Here is a 532-nt window from a genome sequence, read left to right on the forward strand (position 1 = left end):
TGTAACTGAATATCTTCTGACAAAATTTTGTAAGCACTATCAAATTGAACCATTGGCCAGCCTTCTTTCCAGAAAGGAAAAATATTATGCAAGTCTTTGGTGACAATCGCATCTTCACGAGTAATGGCTTGTGCGATTTGTGCTAAAACCTGCGCAGTTTCGGCACCATCAATCGCCATATAATCTATACCACGTGCTTTCAAAATACGAATACGGTCTTTCTTATAACGAATTTTCTTTGCTTGTGCAGGGTTCAATCCCAATGCCAGCGTCACAGCCTCTACAAATTTTTCTTCAAAACTATGGTTTAAAGCTACAAGCGCCTGTTTATGTGCTTCTTGTCGACCCGCTTTGCCCCCATTACGGATAATCTCTTTCGCTTCAACATCAAGCTCATCTTTTTTCATTGACTGTAAAATATCTAAAATTTCGATATCCGTTAAAGATTCAGGAGATTGGTCGGTCATGGAAGTCTCTGCAAAAATGAAAGAACTATTGTCGCATAAAAGCGATGTCAAAGCAGAATTAAAAT

Annotated in this window: 1 protein-coding gene; it reads right to left on the bottom strand. The window is 38.5% G+C overall.

The features are described 5' to 3' along the window. The coding region (locus JR005_RS01135; RefSeq protein ID WP_218665435.1) for a hypothetical protein at nucleotides 1–467 on the bottom strand (467 nt) is incomplete at its 3' end. Nucleotides 468–532: the final 65 nt, after the last annotated feature.

This window comes from Acinetobacter sp. Colony158 (genome assembly GCF_019264745.1).
Taxonomy (GTDB): domain Bacteria; phylum Pseudomonadota; class Gammaproteobacteria; order Pseudomonadales; family Moraxellaceae; genus Acinetobacter; species Acinetobacter ursingii.